The organism is Streptomyces sp. NPDC006332 (assembly GCF_040612855.1).
Taxonomy (GTDB): domain Bacteria; phylum Actinomycetota; class Actinomycetes; order Streptomycetales; family Streptomycetaceae; genus Streptomyces.
The window spans coordinates 14,742-33,081 of record NZ_JBEXRA010000036.1 but is presented as its reverse complement, the minus strand read 5'-3'; the positions used below and the strand labels follow the sequence as shown (position 1 = coordinate 33,081).

General features: G+C 71.3%; 15 protein-coding genes and 1 pseudogene. 4 read left to right on the top strand and 12 right to left on the bottom strand.

Annotated elements, in window-relative coordinates; translation table 11 throughout:
• Positions 1-43: 43 nt before the first annotated feature.
• The 4 genes from recX to ABZ027_RS28185 all read right to left on the bottom strand — a co-directional run bounded on the left by recX (position 44) and on the right by ABZ027_RS28185 (position 3,925).
• Entirely contained in the window at positions 44-964 is a 921-nt protein-coding gene (gene recX / locus ABZ027_RS28200) for a recombination regulator RecX (RefSeq protein WP_356773170.1), read from the bottom strand.
• Positions 965-967: 3 nt separating this feature from the next.
• Positions 968-2,095, bottom strand: coding sequence for a recombinase RecA (gene recA, locus ABZ027_RS28195; RefSeq protein WP_356773168.1), 1,128 nt, complete (start codon positions 2,093-2,095; stop codon positions 968-970).
• Between the two features lie 273 nt (positions 2,096-2,368).
• Positions 2,369-3,637: an AI-2E family transporter gene (locus tag ABZ027_RS28190; protein ID WP_356773166.1), complete on the bottom strand. Its 1,269-nt coding sequence runs from the start codon at positions 3,635-3,637 to the stop codon at positions 2,369-2,371.
• A 93-nt stretch (positions 3,638-3,730) separates the two neighbouring features.
• Positions 3,731-3,925: a DUF3046 domain-containing protein gene (locus ABZ027_RS28185; protein WP_356773164.1), complete on the bottom strand. Its 195-nt coding sequence runs from the start codon at positions 3,923-3,925 to the stop codon at positions 3,731-3,733.
• A gap of 80 nt (positions 3,926-4,005) precedes the next feature.
• Here ABZ027_RS28185 and ABZ027_RS28180 point away from each other — a divergent pair, with 80 nt between their 5' ends.
• The gene (locus ABZ027_RS28180) at positions 4,006-4,950 is read left to right on the top strand and encodes a hypothetical protein (RefSeq protein WP_356773162.1); all 945 of its coding nucleotides are present in this window, start codon (positions 4,006-4,008) and stop codon (positions 4,948-4,950) included.
• Between the two features lie 9 nt (positions 4,951-4,959).
• Here ABZ027_RS28180 and ABZ027_RS28175 read toward each other — a convergent pair whose 3' ends face one another.
• The 3 genes and pseudogenes from ABZ027_RS28175 to ABZ027_RS28165 all read right to left on the bottom strand — a co-directional run.
• Complete coding sequence (locus tag ABZ027_RS28175) at positions 4,960-5,268, bottom strand: AzlD domain-containing protein (RefSeq protein WP_356773160.1); 309 nt, start codon at positions 5,266-5,268, stop codon at positions 4,960-4,962.
• On the bottom strand, positions 5,265-5,999 hold the full coding sequence (locus ABZ027_RS28170) for an AzlC family ABC transporter permease (protein ID WP_356773158.1): 735 nt from the start codon (positions 5,997-5,999) through the stop codon (positions 5,265-5,267). The genes ABZ027_RS28175 and ABZ027_RS28170 overlap by 4 nt, the downstream gene beginning before the upstream one ends.
• Before the next feature lie 29 nt (positions 6,000-6,028).
• Positions 6,029-6,862: pseudogene (locus ABZ027_RS28165) on the bottom strand (AraC family transcriptional regulator); the annotation flags it as partial.
• 361 nt (positions 6,863-7,223) lie between these two features.
• Between ABZ027_RS28165 and ABZ027_RS28160 the strand changes: the two are divergent.
• The 3 genes from ABZ027_RS28160 (at position 7,224) to ABZ027_RS28150 (ending at position 14,017) form a co-directional block, all read left to right on the top strand.
• A complete protein-coding gene (locus tag ABZ027_RS28160; protein WP_356773156.1) occupies positions 7,224-12,257 on the top strand; it encodes an ATP-dependent helicase in 5,034 nt (1,677 codons plus the stop codon).
• A gap of 137 nt (positions 12,258-12,394) precedes the next feature.
• Positions 12,395-13,216, top strand: coding sequence for a DNA-formamidopyrimidine glycosylase family protein (locus ABZ027_RS28155; protein WP_356773154.1), 822 nt, complete (start codon positions 12,395-12,397; stop codon positions 13,214-13,216).
• A 36-nt stretch (positions 13,217-13,252) separates the two neighbouring features.
• A complete protein-coding gene (locus ABZ027_RS28150; protein WP_356773152.1) occupies positions 13,253-14,017 on the top strand; it encodes an SDR family NAD(P)-dependent oxidoreductase in 765 nt (254 codons plus the stop codon).
• A 175-nt stretch (positions 14,018-14,192) separates the two neighbouring features.
• Here ABZ027_RS28150 and ABZ027_RS28145 read toward each other — a convergent pair whose 3' ends face one another.
• The 5 genes from ABZ027_RS28145 to rimO all read right to left on the bottom strand — a co-directional run bounded on the left by ABZ027_RS28145 (position 14,193) and on the right by rimO (position 18,247).
• Complete coding sequence (locus ABZ027_RS28145) at positions 14,193-14,543, bottom strand: hypothetical protein (RefSeq protein ID WP_356773150.1); 351 nt, start codon at positions 14,541-14,543, stop codon at positions 14,193-14,195.
• A gap of 330 nt (positions 14,544-14,873) precedes the next feature.
• The gene (locus ABZ027_RS28140; RefSeq protein ID WP_164347000.1) at positions 14,874-15,254 is read right to left on the bottom strand and encodes a helix-turn-helix transcriptional regulator; all 381 of its coding nucleotides are present in this window, start codon (positions 15,252-15,254) and stop codon (positions 14,874-14,876) included.
• Between the two features lie 109 nt (positions 15,255-15,363).
• Positions 15,364-15,909, bottom strand: a complete 546-nt coding sequence (locus tag ABZ027_RS28135; protein ID WP_356773148.1) for a CinA family protein — start codon at positions 15,907-15,909, stop codon at positions 15,364-15,366.
• Positions 15,906-16,754 carry a CDP-diacylglycerol--glycerol-3-phosphate 3-phosphatidyltransferase gene (gene pgsA, locus ABZ027_RS28130; RefSeq protein WP_356773146.1) on the bottom strand — a complete coding sequence of 283 codons (849 nt, stop codon included), beginning with the start codon at positions 16,752-16,754 and terminating at the stop codon, positions 15,906-15,908. Before pgsA ends, ABZ027_RS28135 begins: the two co-directional genes overlap by 4 nt.
• Positions 16,751-18,247, bottom strand: a complete 1,497-nt coding sequence (gene rimO, locus ABZ027_RS28125; protein WP_356773144.1) for a 30S ribosomal protein S12 methylthiotransferase RimO — start codon at positions 18,245-18,247, stop codon at positions 16,751-16,753. Before rimO ends, pgsA begins: the two co-directional genes overlap by 4 nt.
• Positions 18,248-18,340 lie beyond the last annotated feature (93 nt).

Here is an 18,340-nt window from a genome sequence, read left to right as displayed (position 1 = left end):
GCCGGGCGCCGGGAGTCCCGGGCGCCGGGGACCCGGGGATCCTTCAGAACGCTTCGCCCCCGAGGAACTCCGTGTCCTCGCCCTCCTCCTCAAGTGCCTGCCGGACCACCCGTAGGGCCATACCCTCGGGGTAGCCCTTGCGGGCCAGCATGCCCGCGAGGCGGCGCAGTCGTTTCTCCCGGTCGAGGCCGCGACTGGCGCGCAGCTTGCGGGCCACGAGCTCGCGGGCGGTCTCCTCCTCCTGCTCGGAGTCGAGCTGTGTCATGGCCGCTTCGATCAGCGTGGAGTCGACGCCCTTGGTCCGCAGTTCCTGGGCGAGCGCGCGCCTGGCCAACCCCCGGCCGTGGTGCCGGGACTCCACCCAGGCCTCCGCGAACGCGCTGTCGTTGATCAGGCCGACCTCCTCGAACCGTGACAGCACCTCCTCGGCGGCGTCGTCCGGGATCTCCCGCTTGCGCAGGGCGTCCGCCAACTGCTTTCTCGTGCGCGGGGTCCCGGTGAGCAGGCGCAGGCAGATCGCCCGCGCCCGCTCGACCGGATCCGCAGAGGGCTCCCCCGTCTCGGCCCTCGACGAGAAAGAGGAACCCCCGTCCTCACCGGACGGCTCCGCGCGGCCGCGCCGACGGCGCCCGCGTGAGCCGCCCTCGCCGCGAGCACCGCCCCTGAGGCGTGAGCCGTGGCCGGGCGAATCGGTGCCCGACGCCGAGTCGCCGTCCGGCCCGTGCGCCAAGCTGTCCGGCCCGTCCTCCGGTATGTCCGGCCACCGTCCACCGCGCGGCACGCCGCCCGCCTCTGAGTCGTACGACCCGTCCACGCCGTACGACGCCGCGCGAGCGGGTTCCCCGTCCCTACCGTGGGCAGGGTCGCCGCCGCTCGGTCCGGCGGAGCCCCTGACGCCTCTTCCGCCGCGTTTCCGCGGGGCGTCCGGGTAGGAGTACTCGGCCCAGTCGGTTCGCCGTGTCACGGATCAGCTCTTGGCTGCCGCGGCCTTGGTCCTGGCCACCTTGGTCGCCGTCGGGGCGGGCCCCGTCTTCGCGGCGTCGTCCGCGGGGGCGGAGACCGCGGCGTCCGCGCCCGGCTCGGCAGTCGGCTCCTCCGGCCGCACTCCGACGCCCAGCTTCTCCTTGATCTTCTTCTCGATCTCGTTGGCCAGGTCGGGGTTGTCCTTCAGGAAGTTGCGCGCGTTCTCCTTGCCCTGGCCGAGCTGGTCGCCCTCGTACGTGTACCAGGCGCCGGCCTTGCGGACGAAGCCGTTCTCCACGCCCATGTCGATCAGACCGCCCTCACGGCTGATGCCCTGGCCGTAGAGGATGTCGAACTCGGCCTGCTTGAAGGGCGGCGCGACCTTGTTCTTGACGACCTTGACGCGGGTGCGGTTGCCGACCGCGTCGGTGCCGTCCTTCAGCGTCTCGATGCGACGGATGTCGAGCCGCACCGAGGCGTAGAACTTCAGCGCCCGGCCACCGGTCGTGGTCTCCGGGGAACCGAACATCACGCCGATCTTCTCGCGGAGCTGGTTGATGAAGATCGCGGTGGTCTTGGACTGGTTGAGCGCGCTGGTGATCTTCCGCAGGGCCTGGCTCATCAGGCGGGCCTGCAGACCGACGTGGCTGTCGCCCATCTCTCCCTCGATCTCCGCGCGCGGGACGAGCGCGGCGACGGAGTCGATGACGATGAGGTCGAGGGCGCCGGAGCGGACCAGCATGTCCACGATCTCCAGGGCCTGTTCGCCGTTGTCCGGCTGGGACAGGATCAGGTTGTCGATGTCGACGCCGAGCTTCTGCGCGTACTCGGGGTCGAGGGCGTGCTCCGCGTCCACGAACGCGACCTGGCCGCCGGCCTTCTGCGCGTTCGCCACCGCGTGCAGAGTCAGCGTCGTCTTACCGGAGGACTCCGGTCCGTAGACCTCGATGACACGGCCGCGCGGCAGGCCGCCGACGCCGAGGGCCACATCGAGCGCGGTCGACCCGGTCGGGATGACCTCGATGGGCTCCTTCGACCGATCGCCCATGCGCATGACCGCGCCCTTGCCGAATTGCCGTTCAATCTGTGCGAGTGCGGCTTCGAGGGCCTTCTCGCGGTCGGTACCTGCCATGGGTTCCACCCGATTTGCTTGAGTCGATCGCTTCACGTCAAAGACGCTAACGCCTGCCACTGACAATGCGCCCCGACGCTCGTCCAGCCTGTGGATAACTCGGTCACTTCTCCGCCCAAACCATGGTGAAGTGACCATCCGAGAGGCTCGCCAGAACCCCCATAAGAACGCTTGTTCGATTTTTGTGTCAAGCGCACCACCCGTCACGCGTCGAGCCTCACGCACCGCCCGGCCTCACGCACCGGTCCGGCCTCACGCAATCGTCAGGCGGCCTCAGTCACCCTCTCCGGAGGAGCCGTCGGCCGAGTCCTGGGCACCCCGCCGCCGCCCCCACAGCGCACGCACGCGCGTGAACAACCCCTCTCCCGGTCCCCCTCTTCGATGGCCGTGCACCCGGGGGTCGTCGGTGACGTCGTACCGCTTCACATACGCCCCCAGGAACGCCTGGAGCGTGGCGACCGCCGGGATGGCGATCAGTGCCCCGACGGCGCCGAGCAGGGCGGTACCGACGATGACCGAGCCGAAGGCGACCGCGGGGTGGATGTCGACGGTCTTCGAGGTCAGCTTGGGCTGCAGCACATAGTTCTCGAACTGCTGGTAGATCACGACGAAGATCAGCACCCACAGCGCGTACCAGGGATCGACAGTGAACGCGATCAGCATGGGCAGCGCGCCCGCGAGGTAGGTGCCAATGGTGGGGATGAACTGCGAGACCAGGCCCACCCAGACGGCGAGCACAGGCGCGTACGGCACGCTCAGAGCCTCCAGGAGGACGTAGTGCGCCACTCCGGAGATGAGCGCCATCAGGCCGCGCGAGTAGATGTAGCCGCCGGTCTTGTTCACGGCGATCTCCCACGCGCGCAGCACCTCGGCCTGTCGGGCGGGCGGCAGAAGGGAGCAGATCGTGCGGCGCAGCCGGGGCCCGTCCGCGGCGAAGTAGAACGAGAAGAGCGCGATCGTGAGCAGCTGGAAGAGCCCGCCGAGCACCTGTCCGGACACGTCGAGGACGCCGGTGGCGCTGTTCTGGACGTAGTTGCGCAGCCAGTCGGACTTGAGCAGTCCTTCCTGGACGTCCACCCGTCTCAAATCGGTGTGGAAGTGCGTGTTGACCCAGTGGATGACCGAGTCGAGATAGTCCGGGAAATCCTCGACGATCTTGATGATCTGGCCCGCGAGCATCGAGCCGAGCAGCGTGACGAAGCCGGCGGCCAGGATGAGCACGGCGAAGAACACGAGGAAGGTGGCCAGGCCCCTGCGCACACCGCGCGCGGACATCCAGCTGACCGCGGGTTCTATGGCCAGGGCCAGGAAGAACGCGATGAGGATGTTGATCAGCAGACCGGTGAGCTGATGGAAGGCCCAACTACCCAGCTGGAACACGGCGAAGAGAGTGAGGGCGAGCACCATGGCGCGCGGCAGCCAGCGAGGCATGCGGGCGTTCGGCCCGGTGCCGCCTGCGGCCGGGGGCCGGGTGGGCGGCGTCGGGCCGGCCGGGGATGCCTGCTGGGTGACCTCGTCGTCGGTCTCGTCAGTGGGTGCCACAGGGCAAGTCTCGCCCACCGGACTGACAATCGGCCTCCGTGGGGCGATCTTCCAGACCGATCAGTGCTTTTCGCGCGGAACGTTCACGACCGGTCAGCGTCTTTCTCCCGGAACGTTCATGACAGTGCAGATCACACGCCACACGTCCTTGGCGTCCCAGCCGGCGTCCAGCGCCTCGTACACCGTCCGCCCGCCGAGTTCCGTCATCACGTGATCGCGCGCGAAGGTGTCGGCGTAGCCCGAACCGAAGTGATCCGCCATCCGCTGCCAGAAGACCGTCAACCGCATGCCTCCAGTATCCCGCCCCTGAGGGTGGGCCTGAGCCGGGTCCACGTGCCGAGACCGCTTTCCGCCCTACGGTCTGACCCATGGCCGAAACAGGAGCTTCCCCACTCCCCCCGACGCCCTCGGCGCGCTCCCCGCTCGCACGCGCCGAGCACTTCGTCTGGCTCACCGCACGCGTGCTGGAACAGCGTCTCTTCGCATACCACTTCCTGAACGCGAGCGCCGACCCGGTGGAGACCGCACTGGACGCCTACCGCAACGCGGACGGCGGGTACGGACACGGCCTGGAGCCCGATCTGCGCGGTCCCGTCAGCCAGCCCCTGCACACCGGCCACGCCCTGCGGGTCCTGGATTCCGTCGGACGCTGCGGGGGACAGCGGGTGGAGCGCGTGTGCCGCTATCTGACCTCGGTGACCACACCGGAGGGCGCCCTGCCCGCGATTCATCCCAGCCAGCGTGGCTATCCGGCGGCCCCGTTCATCCCCATCCCGGACGACCCGCCGGGCGAACTTCTCGCCACCGGGCCGGTGGTCGGCCTCCTGCACCGCAACGAGGTGTGGCACGCCTGGCTGTTCCGGGCCACAGACTTCTGCTGGCAGGCCGTGGAGTCCATGCAGCGGTCCCACCCGTACGAGATCCAGGCCGCCGTGATCTTCCTGGACTCCGTTCCCGACCGCCCGCGCGCGGAGGCGGCCGCCGACCGTCTGGGTCGCCTGGTACGTGAGAACCGGCTCGTGGCGCTTGACCCGGACCGCCTCGACGCGTCCCCGGTCGCGCCGGGTTACGCCCCCGGCGAGCACCACTTCCCGCACGACTACGCGAAGACGCCGACGTCACTCGCGCGCTCGTGGTTCACGGACGACGAGATGGCCCGCTCCCTGGACTTCCTGGCCGGCGAACAGCAGGAGGACGGCGGCTGGCCGATCCGCTGGCGCCAGTGGGCTCCTGGTACCGCCCTGGAGGCCCGCCCCGCGGTGACGATCGAGGCACTGCGCACCCTGCGCGCGTACGGGCGCCCCATGGGCTGACCAAGCACCTCATCCCCCCATGGCCCGCACCGCGGCGGTCACCACCACCGCGGCGGCGACCACCAGCAGGAAGGGGGCCCGCAGAACCAGCGCCACGGCAGCCGCCACGACTCCGGCGGCCCGGGCGTCGATCGCCAGCTCCTGCCCGTCCGCGAAGGTCTGCTGGGCCGTGAGAGCGGCCAGCAGAGCCACGGGCAGCAGCGCGGCGAGGCGCTTCACAAGAGGCCGCTCCAGGGCTCCGGCGGGCACGAGCAACCCCGCGAGCTTGACGACGTAACACCCGAGGGCGGTCACACCGATCGCGATCCAGACGCTCATCGGTCCCCTCCCCGGGCGGCCGGGTCCGTGCGCCGCCCGTGCGCCCACAGCACGACCGGCGCCGCCAGCGCGGCCACCAGCACCGGCACACCCGCGGGCAGCACCGGCAGCAGGCCGAGCCCCAGGAGTACCGCGAGCCCGGCGACGGCCCGCTCGACACCGGTCGTCAGCATGGGTGCCAGAAGCGCCAGGAACACGGCGGGAGCCGCCGCGTCGAGCCCCCATGTGTCGGTGTCCCCTATGGCCTCGGCCCCTAGGGCGCCGACCAGTGTGGTGAGGTTCCACAGAACGTAGAGACTGAGCCCTGTCACGGTGAACCCGAGCCGCACGCTTCGCCGCGTGGGCTGCGCGAGCGCCACAGCCGCCGTCTCGTCGATGACCCAGTGCGCGGCGAACGGCCGCACCGCGCTCGGCAGGGCCAGCAACTGCGACAACCGCAGTCCGTAGAAGGCATTGCGTACCCCCAGGAAGAACGCGCCCGCGGCGGCCGTCAGCGGATTCCCACCCGCCGCGAGCGCCCCCACCAGCGCGAACTGCGACGCTCCCGTGAACACCAGGAGGCTGAGCGCACAGGTCTGCAGGAGCGTGAGCCCGCTCCCCGCCGAGGTCACCCCGAACGCGAACCCGGACAGCCCGACGGCCACCCCGACCCCGAGCGCGTCTCTGACGACGGCGGAGTCGGGCTTGTCCCCACCGTCACGCTTGTCCACAAGAGCTGTCTGTTCCGTCACGCACCGGACGTTAGGTACAGCCCGCCCCGAGCGTCTTGTACGTTCTTGCGCTCACGCCGGTACGCGCCCGGAGGCACCCCCACGATCCGCGTGAAGTGCCGATTCAGATGCGACTGATCCGTGAACCCCACCGCGACGGCGGCCTCCGCCGGTGCGGACCCGGCGTCCAGCAACCGCCGCACCCGCCGTACCCGCGCGTCCGTGAGCCAGGTATGGGGCGGCATCCCGTACGCCCCCCGGAACGCCCGCAACAACGCGAACGGACTGGTCCCCAGATCACCGGCCAGCCTCTCCAGCGTCGGCGGCTCCACCATCCGCTCCTCCAGCACGGCCCGCGCGCGTGCCGCGACCCGGGCACCCGCCGTCCGCACCTTCCGCTGCGGAAGCGCCCCGCCGTTCAACCGCAGCAGCCGGGTCACGGCAACCCGCAACAGCGTGTCCGCGGCCAGCGCGTTCCCCTCCTCCGCGGCCCGCAGCACCTGATGCACCAGCTCAACGGCGTACGGATCATCCAGCACCGGCCGGACGAACCCAGGCGTCCCGCGTATCGCCGTCGTCTCGGCAGCGATCTCGGCCACCACCCCCGGCGACGGGTACACGGCCCCGTACCGCCACCCCTCGGGCACCCCGGCCCGCCCCGTGTGTGGCGTATCCGGATTCACCAGCGCCAGCGTCCCGGCCCCCGCGTACTGATCGGCCCCACGATGGTGAAAGACCTCGACCCCGTCGGCGATGGCCGCGATGACGAACTGTTCATGGGTATGCCGCACGAAGGCCTTCCGTACATACCGCGCCCGCAGCAGATCCACCCCCGGCAACTCGGCGTACTGCCAGTGCCGCGCCAACTCACCCGAACCAGCCATCCAGCCATTCTCCGCCAAGCCGACAGCCACACACGAGACGGGACAGGCACGGATGCCCCGCCCGCCCCCTCCCGGCACCCGCGCACGGCCGGAGGGGGCGCCCCCCGTCACCCGCGCACGGCGGTAAGGGGACGGGACGGGGGTGTCCGCCCGCAGCGGCTGGCGCGTCAACACCCCTCACCAACCAACCAACCGATTCCGCGCCAGACCGAGGACGGACACCCCCGTCCCGGCCCCGACCCCCACCACACCGCAGGCGCTACAGCCACCCCCAAACCCCCGCACGGGCCGCCGCAGGCACCCCCACACCCCATTCCCGCAGGTCAGAAACATTGTCAGTCCCGAGGTGCAGGATGGACACATGGTCAGCTCCGCACACCGAGCCCTGGACGGCTTCTCCCCCGCGACCCGCGGCTGGTTCACGGGCGCCTTCGACGCCCCCACCGCCGCCCAGGCGGGCGCGTGGCAGGCCATCTCGGCGGGCTCGGACGTCCTGGTCGTAGCCCCCACCGGCTCCGGCAAGACCCTGGCCGCCTTCCTCGCCGCCCTCGACCAGCTCGCCTCGACACCCCCACCCGCCGACCCCAGGAAACGCTGCCGCGTCCTCTACGTCTCCCCGCTCAAGGCCCTCGCCGTCGACGTGGAGCGCAACCTCCGCAGCCCCCTGACCGGAATCCGCCAGGAGTCCGTCCGCCTGGGCCGACCCGAGCCGGAGGTCAAGGTCGGCATCCGCTCCGGCGACACCCCGCCCGCGGAGCGCCGCGCCCTGTCCACCCGCCCCCCGGACATCCTGATCACCACACCGGAGTCCCTGTTCCTGATGCTGACCTCGGCCACCCGCGAGGCGCTGACCGGAATCGAAACGGTGATCCTCGACGAAGTCCACGCCGTGGCCGGCACCAAACGCGGCGCCCACCTCGCGCTCTCCCTGGAGCGCCTGGACGAACTCCTCCCGAAACCGGCCCGCCGCATCGGACTCTCGGCCACGGTCCGCCCGGTCGACGAGATCGCCCGCTACCTCTCCCCCCGCCGCAAGGTGGAGATCGTCCAGCCCAAGTCCGGCAAGGAGTTCGACCTGTCGGTCGTCGTCCCGGTCGAGGACCTGGGCGAACTCGGCGGCTCCCCGGTCGCCGACGGCAGTGAAGGCGCGGAACGCCCGTCGATCTGGCCGCACGTCGAGGAACGCATCACCGACCTCGTGCAGGCGCACCGCTCGACGATCGTGTTCGCCAACTCCCGCCGCCTCGCCGAGCGACTCTGCAACCGGCTCAACGAGATCGCCTACGAGCGTGCCACCGGCGAACCCCTCGACGAGCACCATGCCCCCGCCGAGCTGATGGGCGGCTCGGGCGCGGCCCAGGGCGCGCCCCCGGTCATCGCCCGCGCCCACCACGGCTCGGTCTCCAAGGAGCAGCGCGCCCTCGTCGAGGAGGACCTCAAGGCCGGCCGCCTGCCCGCGGTGGTGGCGACCTCCAGCCTCGAACTGGGCATCGACATGGGCGCGGTCGACCTGGTCATCCAGGTCGAGTCGCCCCCCTCCGTAGCCTCCGGTCTGCAGCGCGTCGGCCGCGCGGGACACCAGGTCGGAGCCGTCTCCACCGGCGTGGTCTTCCCGAAGTACCGCGGAGACCTGGTCCAGGCGGCGGTCGTCACCGAACGGATGCGTACCGGCTCCATCGAGTCTCTCAGGGTGCCCGCCAACCCCCTGGACGTCCTCGCGCAGCAGCTCGTCGCGATGACCTCGATGGACACCTGGCAGCTGGACGACCTGCTCGCCATGGTCCGCAGGGCCGCACCCTTCGCCTCGCTCCCCGAGTCGGCCTTCACAGCCGTCCTCGACATGCTCGCCGGCCGTTACCCGTCAGACGCGTTCGCGGAGCTGCGTCCGCGTGTGGTCTGGGACCGGGTGGCCGGGACGATCACCGGTCGCCCCGGTGCCCAACGCCTGGCCGTGACCTCCGGCGGCACGATTCCCGACCGCGGCCTCTTCGGAGTGTTCCTCGCGGGCTCCGACCCGAAGAAGGGCGGCGGCCGGGTCGGTGAACTCGACGAGGAGATGGTCTACGAGTCCCGAGTCGGCGACGTCTTCACCCTCGGCACCAGCTCGTGGCGCATCGAGGACATCACCCGCGACCGCGTCCTGGTCTCCCCCGCACCCGGCGTCCCGGGCCGGCTCCCCTTCTGGAAAGGCGACCAGCTGGGCCGCCCGCTCGAACTGGGCCGCGCGGTGGGTGCGTTCCTCCGTGAGGTCGGATCCCTCCCCCAGGAGGACGCCCGCCTCCGCCTCCTCGCCGCGGGCCTGGACGTCTGGGCCGCCGACAACGTCCTGTCCTATCTGGCCGAGCAGCGCGAGGCCTGCGGCCACGTCCCGGACGACCGCACGATCGTCGTGGAGCGCTTCCGCGACGAGCTGGGCGACTGGCGGGTCGTGGTGCACTCTCCCTTCGGCGCCCAGGTGCACGCCCCGTGGGCCCTCGCGCTCGGCGCCAAGCTCTCCGAGCGGTACGGCATGGACGCCCAGGTCATGCACGCCGACGACGGCATCGTCCTGCGGCTGCCCGACGCTGACCTGATGGGCCTGGACCTGCTCGACCAGGCGCCCATGAACGCAGGCACGGAGTACGACTCGGAGCAGGCGCCCGTCGGAGCGGCGGACGTCGTCTTCGACAAGGGCGAGGTCGACCAGGTCGTCACCGACCAGGTCGGCGGCTCGGCGCTGTTCGCGTCCCGCTTCCGCGAGTGCGCGGCGCGCGCGCTGCTGCTGCCCCGCCGCAACCCGGGCAAGCGCACGCCGCTGTGGCAGCAACGCCAGCGGGCCGCGCAACTTCTCCAGGTGGCAAGCGAGTTCGGCTCGTTCCCGATCGTCCTGGAGGCGGTCCGCGAATGCCTCCAGGACGTCTTCGACGTCCCCGGCCTGGTCGAGTTGATGGGCGACCTGGAGTCCCGCAGGGTCCGCCTCGTCGAGGTCACCACCCCCGAACCCTCCCCCTTCGCACGCTCCCTGCTCTTCGGGTACGTCGCCCAGTTCCTGTACGAGGGAGACTCACCGCTCGCCGAGCGCCGCGCCGCCGCCCTCTCCTTGGACTCGCGTCTGCTGGCCGAGCTGCTCGGCCAGGCGGAGCTGCGTGAACTCCTCGACGCCGAGGTGCTGACCGAGCTGGAGCAGGAGCTCCAGTGGCTCACCGAGGACCGCCGCGTCAAGGATGCCGAGGGCGTCGCCGACCTCCTGCGCCTTCTCGGTCCACTCACGGGCGACGAACTCGCCGAGCGGGGCGCCGAGCCGCAGTGGGCGCAGGAGCTGGCTGCCGCCCGCCGCGCGATCCGGGTCCGTATCGCCGGAGTCGACCACTGGGCGGCGATCGAGGACGCGGGCCGGCTGCGCGACGCACTGGGCACGGCGCTCCCGGTGGGCGTACCGGAGGCGTTCACGGAGCCCGTCAAGGACCCGTTGGGCGACCTCCTCGCGCGCCATGCGCGCACGCACGGCCCGTTCACGTCGGCCACGGCGGCGGACCGCTTCGGTCTCGGTGTGGCGGTCACCGAGGGCGCCCTGCAGCGGCTCGCGGCGACGGGGAGGGTCGTCCAGGGGGAGTTCCATCCGGCCGGGATCGGCCAGGAGTGGTGCGACGCGACGGTCCTGCGTCGCCTGCGCCGTCGCTCCCTCGCCGCCCTGCGCCACGAACTGGAGCCGGTGCCCCCGCCCGCGCTGGCCCAATTCCTCCCCCAGTGGCAGCACATCGGCACGGGCCACGGCCTGCGCGGCCTCGACGGGTTGGTGCGAGCCGTCGAGCAGCTGCAGGGCGCGTCCGTACCGGCGTCCGCCCTGGAAAAGCTGGTCCTGCCGTCCCGCGTGGCGAACTACGCGCCCGCGATGCTCGATGAACTCACCGCCGCCGGAGAGATCGTCTGGGCCGGCGCCGGCTCCCTTCCCGGCAAGGACGGCTGGGTCTCGCTCTATCTGGCGGACGCGGCTCCCCTGCTGCTCCCCACTCCGCACCCCCTTGAGCTGACCGCACTCCACCAGTCCGTTCTGGACGCCCTCTCGGGTGGCTACGGCCTGTTCTTCCGCCAGATCGCCGACCAGGTCCGTGCGACCACCCATCCCGACGCGACCGACCCCCAACTGGCCGACGTTCTCTGGGACCTGGCCTGGTCCGGAAGGCTCACCAACGACACGCTGACCCCCATGCGGTCCCTGTTGGGCTCGGGTCGTACCGCGGGCTCCACGGCCCACCGTGCCAAGCGCACGATCCCGCGCGGGCGGTACGGCTCGCTGACCGCCGCGGCCCGCCCCGCCTCCCGCAGCGGACCGCCGACCGTCGCGGGTCGCTGGTCCCTGCTCCCGGACCTTGAGGGGGATCCCACGGTGCGTGCCCACGCCCTGGCCCGCGTCCTCCTGGACCGGCATGGCGTGGTGACCCGGGGAGCGGTCGCCGCGGAGGGCGTGGAAGGCGGCTTCTCGGCGGTGTACCGCATCCTGTCCGCCTTCGAGGACAGCGGCCAGGCACGGCGTGGCTATGTGGTCGAGGGCCTCGGCGCCGCCCAGTTCGCCATGGACGGCGCGGTCGACCGCCTCCGCGCGGTGGCCAACGCCCGCGACCGCGGCGAAGCCCTACCGCTCCCCCTCCGGACCGACGGCACCCCCGGCAGCGTCGCCCCCCGCCCCGACACCCTCCCGGACGGCTCCGCCCCCTACACCGACTTCGGCCCCGACGCCTTCGGCCCCCTCCCGGACTTCCCCGAGGACGTCGCCGGCGCACCCGACCTCTTCGGAACCGGAGCCGGACACGACAGGCAAAACCCTTCGGCCGGACAGCATCATCCCCACGACCAGACCCTCCCCTCCGATTCCGGAACCCCATCCGGCGACGACGGCTGGCCCCCCTTCCCCGGTCCCACGTCACCCAGCGAATGGACCTCCCCCCGCGACCTCGCCCCGCAGACCGGCCCGTACAGCCCCTACAACTCTGCGCCGCCCGGACGCCGACCTCGCCCCACCTCCGACTCCCGAGCCGTCGTGCTCGCCGCCGCCGACCCCGCGAACGCGTACGGCGCTGCTCTCCCCTGGCCGGAACCCCCGACGGGCGCCGGACACAAGCCGGGCCGCAAAGCGGGCTCCCTGGTGGTGCTGGTCGACGGTGAACTGACCCTCTACATGGAGCGGGGCGGCAAGACCCTGCTGGCCTGGCCCGCCGACCCCGACGGCACAGCCACCGACGACTCCCCTCTGCGAACCGCGTCCGAGGCGCTCGCCACGGCCGCGAAGGCCGGCTCCCTCGGCACGGTCACCGTGGAACGCGTCAACGGTTCCTCAGCCCTGACCTCCCCCTTCGGTACCCTCCTGGAAGGAGCGGGCTTCATAGCCACCCCCCGCGGCCTGCGCCTGCGAGCCTGAACCTGCCCTTGGGGCAGAACCGGAGCCCCGAGAGACGCGCCCGGCGACACCGGAGTGCCGGATGCCCACCCGTCGCGGAGACGTGCCACGCACGGCACCCCACGCAAGCCCCGCCCCCGCCGTGCCACCCTTGACCCATGCCCGAAGGAGACACGGTCTGGCAGGTCGCCCGGCGGCTGCACACCGCCCTCGCCGGCAAGGTGCTGACCCGTAGCGACCTGCGGGTTCCCAAGTACGCGACCGCCGACCTCACCGGCCGCACGGTCCTGGACGTCACCCCGCGCGGCAAGCATCTCCTCACCCGCGTCGAGGGCGGTCTGACCCTCCACTCACACCTGCGGATGGACGGCTCATGGAAGGTGTACGGCAACGACCAGCGCTGGACCGGTGGCCCCGCCCACCAGATCCGCGTGATCCTGCAAACCGCCGACCGCACGGCCGTCGGCTACCGTCTCCCGGTCCTCGAACTCCTACGCACGGCCGACGAAGACCGCGTCGTGGGCCACCTCGGCCCCGACCTCCTGGGCCCGGACTGGGACCCGGACCTGGCCCTGGCCAACCTTCTCGCCGACCCCGCCCGCCCCCTCGGCGAGGCCCTGCTCGACCAGCGCAACCTGGCCGGCATCGGCAACGTGTACAAGAGCGAGCTGTGCTTCCTGCTCGGCGTCACCCCCTGGCTGCCCGTCGGCGCCCTTCCCCGCGACCGCGCCACTCACCTGCCCGTGCTCGCCAAGAAGCTCCTGGAGGCCAACCGGGACCGTCCGATCCGTATCACGACGGGCCGCCGCGGCCAGGACCTGTTCGTGTACGGCCGCGCGCCCCGCCCCTGCCTCCGCTGCCGTACGCCCGTCCGTGTCGCCGACCAGGGTGACGGTTCCCGCGAACGCCCCACGTACTGGTGCCCGACCTGCCAGTCCGGCCCCGCTCCGGCATCGGCCGGCCCAGACCCGTACAACTAATTGACGCACCGTCAGAAACCCTCGTACCGTCCCCTCATGGCCGTCAGCGCGTACGACCTCACCGGACGCACCGCCTTCGTCACCGGCGCCGCCGGCGGCATCGGCCGCGCGTCCGCCGTCATGCTGGCCCGGGCCGGCGCCACCGTGCACTGCGCGGACCTCGACGCACCCGGCCTGGAAGAGACGGCGAGGAGCATCAACGACGCGGGAGGGCATGCTCACGCCCATCACCTCGACGTCACCGACCGCGAGCAGCTCCGCCAGGCCGTCGCCTCCTGCGGGCGTCTCGACGTGATGGCCGCGATCGCCGGGATCATGCACAGCAGCCCGGTCCTGGAGACCCGTGACGAGGACCTCGACCGGGTGCTGAACGTCAATTTCAAGGGCGTGCTGCATGCCTGCCAGGAAGCCGCCCGGCTGATGCTGGCCCGGGACGTCAGGGGCAGCATCGTCACCATGGCCTCGGGAGCCGTGGATACGGGCGGTGCCGGCCTGCTCTGTTACGGCGCCGCCAAGGCGGCCGTCGTCCAGCTGACGAAGACGCTGGCGACCGAGGTGGGCCGACACGGCATCCGGGTCAACGCGGTCGCGCCCGGCTGGATCCGCACCCCGATGACCGACCGCCACGACGCCGAGGCACAGGCGCGCACCGAGTCACTGATGGCTCGCATGTCACCGCTGGGCCGGGTCGGTGAACCCGAGGACATCGCCCACGCCGTCCTCTACCTCGCCTCCGACGCCTCAGCCTTCACGACGGGCCAGATCCTGCGCCCGAACGGCGGGGTGGCCATGCCTTGGTAGCACCTTCGGGAGGGGCCTCCGCAGCCCCGCCCGCAGCCCCGCAACGGACGGTCCGTCGAACCGGTTCCCGAACCCGCACCGCATGTGCGCACCCCGAACCCGCGCCCGGAACCCGCACCCCGAACCAGCTCGCGAACCGGCTCCCGAACACCCTCCCGGGACACCCGAGACATCCTCACCCCCGGCCGCCCTCACAGTCCTGCCCCGCACAGTCCCGCCCCTCACCCCTGCCGTCAACGCCGCCCTCGCTCTCCCCTCCCGGCACCACCACGGCGGACCCGGCCACCCGCCACGCCCGCCCCCACCGCCCCGCGGCCACAGCGCCCGCGGCCCGCCTCTTCGGCACACAGTGCACCGGCAGCAGACTCAGCCCCCACCCGCCGACCGCGACCGTCCCCTCCAGCGCCCCCGCGTCCGGCGACAGCACCAGCCGCAGCACAGCCCACCACCACACCACCCCGAACCCAAGAACCGCCCCACAGAAGCGCCAGGAACGCGAAGAACGCCAAGAAACCCGAAGACCCACCAACCCCCGAGAGCCCCCGAACCGCCGAGCCGCGCAAGCGGCCCAGGCCCCCAGCAGGCGCCCAAGCCCCACGGGCCCAGCCCTCCGCCCCGCTGTCGGCCGTGCCATGGCCCACCTCCAGCCCGACGCCAGACCGCCGTCCACTCCCGCAGGGAGGGCGCACCAGCGGCACACGGTCGCGGCCGGAAGTCGCTCACCCGGGTCCACGATGCACGAAAGCCCCGACCGGCGCCTCTTCAGAAGATCCGTTTCCGGATCGTCCGAGAGACCCCGATCGGGGCCCGCACACTTCTCAGTGCGTCGTCAGCTCACGCGCACGACCGCGCGATGTCACGCGGCGACCACGTCCACCGCTTCGGCCGGTGCCTTGATGGTCACCCGTTCCGGTGGCACACCGGTCACCGAGACGGAACCCAGCATCGGGCGAACCGGCGTGGTCACAGGCTCGCTGGGGGTGGCCGCAGCAGACTGGGCCAGCTCGGCGAGGGCGAGCTCGTCGCTCACTTCCCGCATGAGCTCGGACATCCGTACGTCCAGCGCGTCGCAGATGGCGGAGAGCAGCTCAGAGGAAGCCTCCTTCTGCCCCCGCTCCACCTCGGAGAGATAGCCGAGTGAGACTCGGGCGGACGAGGAGACTTCGCGCAGAGTACGGCCCTGGCGCTGGCGCTGCCGACGCAGCACGTCACCCAGCAGGCGACGGAGCAGAATCATCGGTGGCTCCCTCCTCGGACCGCGTAGCCGCATCCATTACGCCCCACCGTACCGCCTTGCGCCGCGGCCGTGCGGGGAGCGATGTCGTGTTCACTCAGGGCTGCAAACATCAAAACCCCCCGTTCCGTTCCGTATCCTGTGCCCGCTCATTCCCGGTCTGTTCGCTCGCAAGCCCCTCCAGGAGCAGTGCGAGTACGCTCCGTACACTCTCCATACGAATTTCCGCCCGGTCGCCGTTCAACCGCAGCGCGGTCACTTTCCCGCCACCGGTGTTTCCGAAATCCGGGGCGGACGGCCCGTCCACGGCCACGAAAACCGTGCCTACGGGCTTGCCGTCCTGCGGTTCCGGCCCGGCGACTCCGGTGGTCGCGATGCCCCAGTCGGTGCCGAGCGCCTTGCGCACTCCGGCGGCCATCTGGGCCGCGACCTGCGGATCCACCGCTCCGCGCTCCGCCAGCAGAGTGTCGTCGACACCCAGCAGTCGATGTTTGAGTTCGGTGGCGTAGGCGATCACCGCGCCCCGGAAAGCCACCGAGGCTCCAGGGGCCGCTGTGACTTCCGCCGCAACCAGTCCGCCGGTGAGCGATTCGGCGACAGCGAGCGTCTCACCCCTCACCGTGAGTAGTCGTACCACTTCGGTGGCCGGGGAACTCACGCTTCCGTCTCCTCCAACGCCGCCTTGCGCTCGGCGATTCCCTGCCGGCGCAGCACAATGGCTTGTCTCACATAGTCGAGTCCGGTCACGACGGTCAACACGACCGCCGCCGCCATCACCCAGAACCTCAACGTGGCCAGCCACCCCGTCAGTGCCAGGACGTACATCCCGACCGCAACTCCCTGGATGAGGGTCTTCAGCTTGCCGCCTCGGCTCGCCGGGATGACGCCGTACCGGATGACCAGAAAACGCAACAGCGTGATCCCGAGTTCCCGGCCGAGGATGACGGCCGTCACCCACCACGGCAGGTCGCCCAGCGCGGACAGGCAGATCAGCGCCGCACCCATGATCGCCTTGTCCGCGATGGGATCGGCGATCTTCCCGAAGTCGGTGACGAGGTCGTACGTCCGCGCCAGATGCCCGTCGAACAGGTCGGTGATCATGGCGATGGCGAAGGCCGCCCAGGCGAGTGAGCGCCACGCCGGGTCGTATCCGCCCTCGGCCAGCATCAGGGCGACGAAGCCCGGCACGAGGAGGAGCCTGAGCATGGTCAGGAGATTGGCGATGTTCCAGACACTGGCCTGGTTGACGGCCGCCGCCGCGATCTTCCCGCCGCGCGCGGCTTTCGCATCGGCATCAGCCCCGGAGCCACCGACGGCACCAGGACCGGAGACGGCAGGCGGGTGAGGCGCGCCGGAGGGACCGGAGACCACACCGGCGGGGCCGGCCGGCCCGGAGGCGGCACCGGACGCCGGCGGAGCACCCGAGGCTGAAGCGGCCGCACCCGCGGTCCCGCCTTTGGCGGCGGAGGAGCCACCCGCGGCGGACGCCGGTACTCCGGTCATCTTGCCGCCTCCTCACTACACGCGAGCGAGCCCTGCAGCGGCTCGGCCACCAGGTCGACACCCTCCGTACCGACCACCTTTGCCTCGACCATACGGCCGACGCTCAGTCCTTCGCCGCTCGTGAGCAGTACCTGACCGTCGGTCTCGGGTGCCTGGTGCGCCGCACGGCCGTAGACGCCCTCGTCGTCGATCGACTCCACGAGCACCTGCAAGGTCTCACCCACACGCTCCTCGGCCCGCTGGGAGACGAGCTCCTCGGCGAGCCGGGAGACCCGCGCGAGCCGCTCGGCGACGACGTCCTCGTGGAGCTTGTTCTCGTACGTCGCCGCTTCCGTGCCGTCCTCGTCGGAGTACCCGAAGACACCGATGGCGTCCAGCCTCGCGCCGTTCAGGAAGCGCTCCAGCTCGGCCAGGTCGTCCTCGGTCTCGCCGGGGAAGCCCACGATGAAGTTGGAGCGCACGCCCGCCTGGGGGGCCTTGCTCCGGATGGTGTCGAGCAGCTCCAGGAAGCGGTCGGTGTCACCGAAGCGGCGCATCGCTCGCAGCACGTCGGGCGCGGAGTGCTGGAAGGACAGGTCGAAGTACGGCGCCACGTTGGGCGTTGAGGTGAGCACGTCGATCAGCCCGGGCCGCATCTCGGCCGGCTGGAGGTAGCTGACGCGCACCCGTTCGATGCCGTCGACCTCGGCGAGCTCGGGCAGCAGCGACTCCAGCAGGCGGATGTCGCCGAGGTCCTTGCCGTAGGACGTGTTGTTCTCGGAGACCAGCATGATCTCCTTGACACCCTGCTCGCCCAGCCAGCGCGTCTCGTTCAGCACATCGGAGGGCCGACGCGAGATGAACGAGCCGCGGAAGGACGGGATGGCGCAGAAGGTGCAGCGCCGGTCGCAGCCGGAGGCGAGCTTCACCGAGGCGACCGGGGAGCCGTCCAGACGACGACGCAGCGGCGCGCGGGGCCCAGAGGCCGGAGCGAGCCCTTCCGGAAGATCCGCAGGGGCGACCGGAGCGTCCTGCTCGGCCGGTCCGTGTCCGGGGAGTGCGACGGACGCCGCCGACTCCTGCCGCTCGGCCGGACTGATCGGCAGCAGCTTGCGGCGGTCGCGGGGGGTGTGCGAGGCGTGGATGCCGCCGTTCAGGATGGTCTGCAGGCGGTCGGAGATGTCGGTGTAGTCGTCGAAGCCGAGTACGCCGTCGGCCTCGGGGAGAGCCTCGGCGAGGTCCTTGCCATACCGCTCGGCCATGCAGCCCACCGCCACGACGGCCTGGGTTCTGCCATGCCCCTTGAGGTCGTTGGCCTCCAGCAGGGCGTCGACGGAGTCCTTCTTCGCGGCGTCGACGAAGCCGCACGTGTTGACGACGGCGACGTCCGCGTCGGAGGCGTCCTCCACGAGGTCCCAGCCGTCCGCCTCCAAGCGGCCTGCGAGCTCCTCCGAGTCCACCTCGTTACGGGCGCAGCCAAGAGTGACGAGTGCGACGGTACGGCGTTCAGGCATGGGCTCAAGACTACTTCGTCCCACTGACACCCCATGTCGAAGGGGGCTGGCCGATCTTGGCCAACCCCCTTCCTCGCCCCAGCGCCCCTGACC

What these genes read in the sequence shown, in the direction of transcription:
- ABZ027_RS28150 (WP_356773152.1), top strand. Translation starts at nt 13,253, where the DNA reads ATGGCCGTCAGCGCGTACGACCTCACCGGACGCACCGCCTTCGTCACC.
- ABZ027_RS28185 (WP_356773164.1), bottom strand. Translation starts at nt 3,925, where the DNA reads ATGCGGTTGACGGTCTTCTGGCAGCGGATGGCGGATCACTTCGGTTCG.
- pgsA (WP_356773146.1), bottom strand. Translation starts at nt 16,754, where the DNA reads ATGACCGGAGTACCGGCGTCCGCCGCGGGTGGCTCCTCCGCCGCCAAA.
- ABZ027_RS28175 (WP_356773160.1), bottom strand. Translation starts at nt 5,268, where the DNA reads ATGAGCGTCTGGATCGCGATCGGTGTGACCGCCCTCGGGTGTTACGTC.
- recA (WP_356773168.1), bottom strand. Translation starts at nt 2,095, where the DNA reads ATGGCAGGTACCGACCGCGAGAAGGCCCTCGAAGCCGCACTCGCACAG.
- ABZ027_RS28155 (WP_356773154.1), top strand. Translation starts at nt 12,395, where the DNA reads ATGCCCGAAGGAGACACGGTCTGGCAGGTCGCCCGGCGGCTGCACACC.
- ABZ027_RS28160 (WP_356773156.1), top strand. Translation starts at nt 7,224, where the DNA reads ATGGTCAGCTCCGCACACCGAGCCCTGGACGGCTTCTCCCCCGCGACC.
- ABZ027_RS28180 (WP_356773162.1), top strand. Translation starts at nt 4,006, where the DNA reads ATGGCCGAAACAGGAGCTTCCCCACTCCCCCCGACGCCCTCGGCGCGC.
- ABZ027_RS28140 (WP_164347000.1), bottom strand. Translation starts at nt 15,254, where the DNA reads ATGATTCTGCTCCGTCGCCTGCTGGGTGACGTGCTGCGTCGGCAGCGC.
- rimO (WP_356773144.1), bottom strand. Translation starts at nt 18,247, where the DNA reads ATGCCTGAACGCCGTACCGTCGCACTCGTCACTCTTGGCTGCGCCCGT.